The following is a 5,409-nucleotide window of genomic DNA, read 5'->3' on the forward strand; positions in this document are numbered from 1 at the left end:
TGTGCGCCCAGCCCTGCAGAAAGCCCTACCGCCTCCTGAAGAGCCGGGAGCGGGACGCCTACGGCAGGCCCTTCGCGACCGAAGAGGTGCCCCTCGCTGGGCGCTATCTCCTCTCCACCAGGGACCTGGCCGTCTACCGCCACCTCGACGATCTGGTGAGGGCTCCCATCGCGGCTCTGAAGATCGAGGGGAGGATGAGGTCGCCCGATTATGTGAGGGTCGTCGTCTCCATCTACAGGAGGGCTCTCGACGCCATCGCGGAGGGCGGGTGGACCCCGTCTTTGGAGGACGAGAGGGATCTGGCCCTCGCCTTCAACCGGGAGTTCACCCCCGGTCGCCTCGGCGGCGCTGAGCGGGGAGATCTGGTGTGCCCGGAGCGGCCCGACAACCGGGGCCTTCGGATCGGAGAGGTCGTCTCCTGGGAGGGACGTCGGAAGACGGCCGCCGTCAGGATCGAAGGCGACCTCGTCCCGGGGGTGGGGGACGGCCTGGTCATATTCTCGGGGAAGAAGGAGCTGGGGCTTGTGATCAAATCCTCCGTCGACGTTGAAGACGGCCTGATCCGACTCTATCTTTCCGAGCCGGTAAAGACAGGGGCAGAGGTCTTTCTCACCCGGAGGGCCGGGCTCGGCGAAGGTCGAGGATGGACCCGGCCGGAGATCCCCATCGACCTCTTGGTCCGATGGGAAGATGGAAGGCCCGCGCTGGAGGGAAATGTCTTCCTCCCCGGCGGAGAAGTGGTGAGATCCGGCTTGGAGGCCGACTTCTCGATGGAGCCGGCCGTCAAGCAGCCCCTCTCCGAGGGCCAGATCGAGGCCCAGCTCCGAAAGACCGGAGGCACCCCATTTTTCATCAGGAGGGTCGAGATGGACTACCCGGGAGGCCTCTTTGCGCCTCTGGGGGAGATCAATAGGCTGAGGCGTGATTTTCTGGAGGGGGTCGCAAGGGAGGTCGCCGCCTACTTCAGGCCGTCCGATGATGAGGTGGGCGAGGCGAGAAAGAGGCTGGAGAGGCTTTTTGAGAGGAGAAGGGCCGCGCCCCTAAGATCGGCTTCGGCCAAATCGAAGCCCACCCTCTCGGTCTACGCGAGCACCCTCGAGATCGTCTCCGGGGCGTCGGAGGGCGGATGCAGCAGAGTCTACTTCGAGCCGGTCATCGGCATCGCCGATGGCAGGAGGTGCAGACCAGGGAAGACCGGCTCCGGCGAGCTCCTCTCGACGATCCGCCTCGCAAGAGAGATCTGCGAGGGCGGGGACGCCGACCTCGTCTGGAAGTGGCCGAGGATAGCTAGGCGCAGTTTTCTCGACTTTGCGATCCCGCTGCTGGAGAGGGCCGAGGTGGACGAGGTGATGGTGGAGGGGGTGGGACTCGCAGAGATGGTAAAGGCCATGGCACCAGAGATGAGGGTCTCGGGATCTCTTGGGCTCAACGTCTGGAACAGTTTGACCATGGAGATGCTGGCGTCCTCATTTCAGAGGCTGACCCTATCCCTGGAGCTCTCGGTCCGGGAGATGGAGGAGCTTGCGGCTCGGTCTCGGTCGGTCCCAAACCGCCCCGACCTCGAGGTTCTGGTCCAGGGGAGCGTCGAGGCGATGGTGGCCGAAGACTGCCTCCTATCATCGGCCCTGGGGTGCGGGCCTGTCGAAGGGGCCGGGGAGGCCTTCTGGGGGATCGAGGATAAGACGGGCCGGATCTTCCCCGTCCGGAGGGACGGCGAGGGCAGGACTCACATCTATAACGCCGTCGAGCTCTCCCTGATCGACGAGGTGCCGAAGATCGCCGATCTGGGCGTCGGATCGATCGCCATCGACGCCCGGGGCAGAACGGCCGGCTACGCCCGGAAGATGGCGGAGATCTACAACGAGGCCCTGGCGGGCGAAGAGCTCGAAAGGCTCAAGAGAGAGGCCAGAGAGATCTCCCTGGGCGGCATCACCAAAGGCGCCTTCCTCCGAGGTAGGAATGAATGAGGCCGACTTCGGCGAAGAGATGGGAGAGGATTTGACGAAAGAGCAGAAGAGGTGTTTACGATGGCGGAATCCTTTATCAAAGGTCGGCACGAGGCGCTCCGTCCCGACCACCGGAGCGGCACGTGCTGCGTCTGCGGCCACCTTCTTTCAAACCACCTCAAGGACGGGGACGGCTGGAGATGCAACGAGCGCGGTCTCGACGGGAGGCAATGCGAGTGCTTCCTCAGGCCGATCCTGACCGGGACGGAGCGGGAGAAGGAGTTCTACGACCTGGGCTGGAGGATGAACGCCTCGGAGCGGGAGATATGGGAGTTCAAGAAGAGGTTTCGCGACTCCTACAGAAGATGGTAGCCATCTCGAAAAAGGATGAGGATCCTAAGACTGATAGGGCCCTCTCTCGACGGAACTGCCGAAGATCGCGTCGTACTCCTCATCGCTCAGGATCTGGGGAGTATAATCGATCCCGCGCCGCTCCAGGTTGTTTGCAAAGGCCCGCAGGTGGTTTCTCGACCCCCTCATCAGAGCCTCGTATACCATCTTTATGTCCTCGTTGTCGGTCTCGGCGAGCCTGTCCAATAGGTCCTGGATGTCAGTCTCCTCGATGACCGCTCCCGCCCGGAGGGCCTCCTCCACCGACGAGCTGCCCTCTTCCACCAGGTCGTGGTAGAGGACCTGAAGGTGGGGGTCTGCGAACTCTCCGGCCTCCAGGATGTTGTCGTCAAGTTCGTACTTGTCCATGAGCACCTTCACCGAGTCCATGTGGGTCTCCTCGGCTCGGGCGATGTTATCGAAGACAGGAAGGGTGTACAGGTCATCGAAGGCCCAGTAGGCGTCCCTGGCCAGCTTCTCCTCCTCCCTCATAAAGAGGATCCCCTCGATCTCGCTCTCGTTGAGGTCGGCCTTCGGCATCGCGGCGACGGCATCCCGGATGGAGACTACGTCCAGGAAGGTGGCGCTGTTCTCATCCAGAAGGGCGCCCCGGTCGGCGGGCGGCATAGCAGAAGCGGCGCCTATCAGCGCCAAGGCGATGAGACCCACCGCCAAAAATCTCTCTTTCATGATGAGATATTAGGTTGAAATATTGTATATAAGTTGTCCCCGGCCCCGCCAAAACTGCCGTCCCCATCCCCGCTCTGGCCTGAGCTTTAGCCCTGGGGCGGATCAGAGGAGACCCCGAGAGATCAGATGGGTCAGAAGGGCATTATCCCATCGTAGATCTCGGCCCCGAAATCCAGGGCCAGCTCGACAGAGACCAGGTCCTTCATCAGGAATACCCGCTCGTTCTGTGTCTCGGCGTATTCGATGGAGTTCTTCAGGACCGAAGCGTACTTGCTGGACTTCTCCAGGCTGACGACGTAGCCCGCTGGGTCCTCGACCAGATGTATCTCGAAACCCCGGGCTCTCAGCTTCTCGGTGGCCTCGTCCCTCTCGTGCTCGGTGAGAAACTCGAAGCGGTAGTTATCGCGGCTGTAATGGTCGGCCAGGAGTTTGAAGGTCTCCTTCTCCCCGAAGAAGTGCTTGAAGGCCCAGATCCTGCCCACCCGAAAGACGTTGATCTTCGCCCGCCGCTCCGTGACCTCAAAAGTGCTGGGTCTCATGCTTCAATCTGTGGGGGCGGCCCATAAAAAAGAGACGGCTCCGGCGATAGAGAGGCCGGATAGAGCAGACGGGAGCGAAGAGCCTTTATCATCTGGCCAACGCTCACCTCTCCATCGCCCTCCGCCTTAAATCCGCAGGCATCTTCTCGATGGCGTACCGCAGGGCTGTCCGGGGCATAGAGGCCTTATTCTTCATGACGTACTCGAAGACCTCCTGCTGGTGCTTCTTGCTCGCCTCCTTCAGCATCCAGCCGTACCCCTTCTGGACCAGGTCGTCTCTGTCCGAAAGGAGCAGGTCGGATATCTCGAAGACGTCATCAAGAAGGTCGCCCTTCCGGGCCGGGTGTATGAGGGTCACCGCCGCCGCCCGCCGCAGCCATCGGTTCTCTGATCCCGTCCAGCCCTTGAGATTCTCCAGGTGCTCCGGGTACATCTCGATGAAGGTGCCGAGGGCGTGGTTTGCCAGGGTGTCGCACTTCGCCCAGTTGTTGACGTATTGGGTGATCCACCTCTCGAAGATGAAGAAGTCGGAGGGCTCGTATCGCCTCCTGATCGAATAGACCCACTCGAAGGCGACGGCCGCCTCCTCGAAGTAGTCGGACTTTAACAGCTCCTCAGAGAGGGAGAAGATCTCCCCCTTCTCCAGGAACTTGATCTCTCGAAAATGCCTCTTTGCGATCTCCCTGACCACGGACGCCCTGACGCCGTGGAGCAGCGCCCCCTCTTTGAAGAACCTCTGGCCGCTCTCCCTCGTCCTCTCATCCGCCTTCTCCTCAAGCTCTCTTCTCAAGGCAGCGATCACATCGCCCTTCATCTTCTCACCAGATCCCGCCCCTCCGCCAGAACCGGAGGATGATTTGAGTTTAGTCCTCTCCTGCCCTCTTGTAAAAGACCCTCTTCGCCTTCCCGTCCTGGCGGGGCAGGCCGCCGAGGGGGTAGACGTCCCCCTTGGGGCTGAATCCGAGGGCCTCCTTCAGCGCCTTCTCCACGACGTAGCCGGTAATTCCGGCCTCGGCCTCGACGTTGATCCTGACGTCTCTCACCCCGTCCGTCTCCTCGATTATTATCTGGTAGTTCGACCCGACCCCGGGGATCTGCATCAATGCCTGCTCCACCTGCCGGGGGAAGAAGTTCACCCCCTTTATGATCAGCATATCGTCGATCCTCCCGGTGATGGGGGCGATCTTGACGTGGGTTCTGCCGCAGTCGCAGGGGTCGCGGCTGACGACACGCGTCAGGTCTGCGGTCCTGAACCTGATCACGGGCAGGGCCTCTCGCGTCAGGGCGGTCACCACCAGCTCTCCGGTCTCGCCGTCCTCGACGGGCTCTTTCGTCTCGGGGTCGATCACCTCGACGATGTAGTGGTCCTCCCAGACGTGGAGGCCGTCGTGGGCTTTGCAATCCATCCCCAGGGTCCCGACGCCGCCGGATTCGGTCATCCCGTAGATGTCGAAGGCCTCGATCCCCAGCCCTGCGGAGATCTTCTTTTTCATGGAGTCGGAAAAGACCTCGGCCCCGAAGATCCCCATCTCCAGGCTCGGCAGAGACTCGTTCATCTCCTCCATCACCTCCATCAGGCGGATGCCGTAGCTGACGACGCCGGTGATCACCCGGGTTCCGAAGTCTTTGGCCAGCCTGATCTGGCGGGCGGTGTTCCCCGGCCCCGCCGGGATGACGAAGAGGCCCGCGGCCCGAGCCCCGTGGTACATCCCGAAGCCGCCGTTGAAGAGGCCGAAGAGGGGCGTGATCTGAGCGGCGTCACCGGGGACCGCTCCCGCCATCCGATAGCAGCGAGCCATGCACTCCGCCCACTGGTTTAGATCTCCGATGGTGTAGGGCATGAC

6 protein-coding genes are annotated in these 5,409 nt (G+C 62.1%); 2 read left to right on the forward strand and 4 right to left on the reverse strand.

The genetic code is table 11. From position 1 onward, the window contains the following. Both ACP5EL_RS06850 and ACP5EL_RS06855 read left to right on the forward strand, forming a co-directional pair. Nucleotides 1-1,967 (forward strand): DUF3656 domain-containing U32 family peptidase (locus ACP5EL_RS06850; RefSeq protein WP_428401771.1); only part of this gene is annotated, 1,967 nt, incomplete at its 5' end. 60 nt (nt 1,968-2,027) lie between these two features. Continuing rightward, nucleotides 2,028-2,318 carry a hypothetical protein gene (locus ACP5EL_RS06855; protein WP_428401772.1) on the forward strand — a complete coding sequence of 97 codons (291 nt, stop codon included), beginning with the start codon at nt 2,028-2,030 and terminating at the stop codon, nt 2,316-2,318. A 24-nt stretch (nt 2,319-2,342) separates the two neighbouring features. On the opposite strand, the gene ACP5EL_RS06860 is transcribed toward ACP5EL_RS06855, so the two are convergent. The 4 genes from ACP5EL_RS06860 to ACP5EL_RS06875 all read right to left on the reverse strand — a co-directional run. Continuing rightward, nucleotides 2,343-3,026, reverse strand: a complete 684-nt coding sequence (locus ACP5EL_RS06860) for a DUF2202 domain-containing protein (protein WP_428401773.1) — start codon at nt 3,024-3,026, stop codon at nt 2,343-2,345. Between the two features lie 131 nt (nt 3,027-3,157). After that, the gene (locus ACP5EL_RS06865) at nt 3,158-3,565 is read right to left on the reverse strand and encodes a hypothetical protein (RefSeq protein ID WP_428401774.1); all 408 of its coding nucleotides are present in this window, start codon (nt 3,563-3,565) and stop codon (nt 3,158-3,160) included. A 103-nt stretch (nt 3,566-3,668) separates the two neighbouring features. Beyond that, a complete protein-coding gene (locus ACP5EL_RS06870) occupies nt 3,669-4,379 on the reverse strand; it encodes a DNA alkylation repair protein (protein WP_428401775.1) in 711 nt (236 codons plus the stop codon). Nucleotides 4,380-4,428: 49 nt separating this feature from the next. Next, the coding region (locus ACP5EL_RS06875) for a phenylacetate--CoA ligase family protein (RefSeq protein ID WP_428401776.1) at nt 4,429-5,409 on the reverse strand (981 nt) is incomplete at its 5' end.

Origin of the sequence: Methanocrinis sp. (assembly GCF_049974945.1) — an archaeon.
Classification (GTDB): domain Archaea; phylum Halobacteriota; class Methanosarcinia; order Methanotrichales; family Methanotrichaceae; genus Methanocrinis.

Coding starts and splice junctions, on each gene's coding strand:
- ACP5EL_RS06855 (WP_428401772.1), top strand. CDS start 2,028: ATGGCGGAATCCTTTATCAAAGGTCGGCACGAGGCGCTCCGTCCCGAC.
- ACP5EL_RS06860 (WP_428401773.1), bottom strand. CDS start 3,026: ATGAAAGAGAGATTTTTGGCGGTGGGTCTCATCGCCTTGGCGCTGATA.
- ACP5EL_RS06865 (WP_428401774.1), bottom strand. CDS start 3,565: ATGAGACCCAGCACTTTTGAGGTCACGGAGCGGCGGGCGAAGATCAAC.
- ACP5EL_RS06870 (WP_428401775.1), bottom strand. CDS start 4,379: ATGAAGGGCGATGTGATCGCTGCCTTGAGAAGAGAGCTTGAGGAGAAG.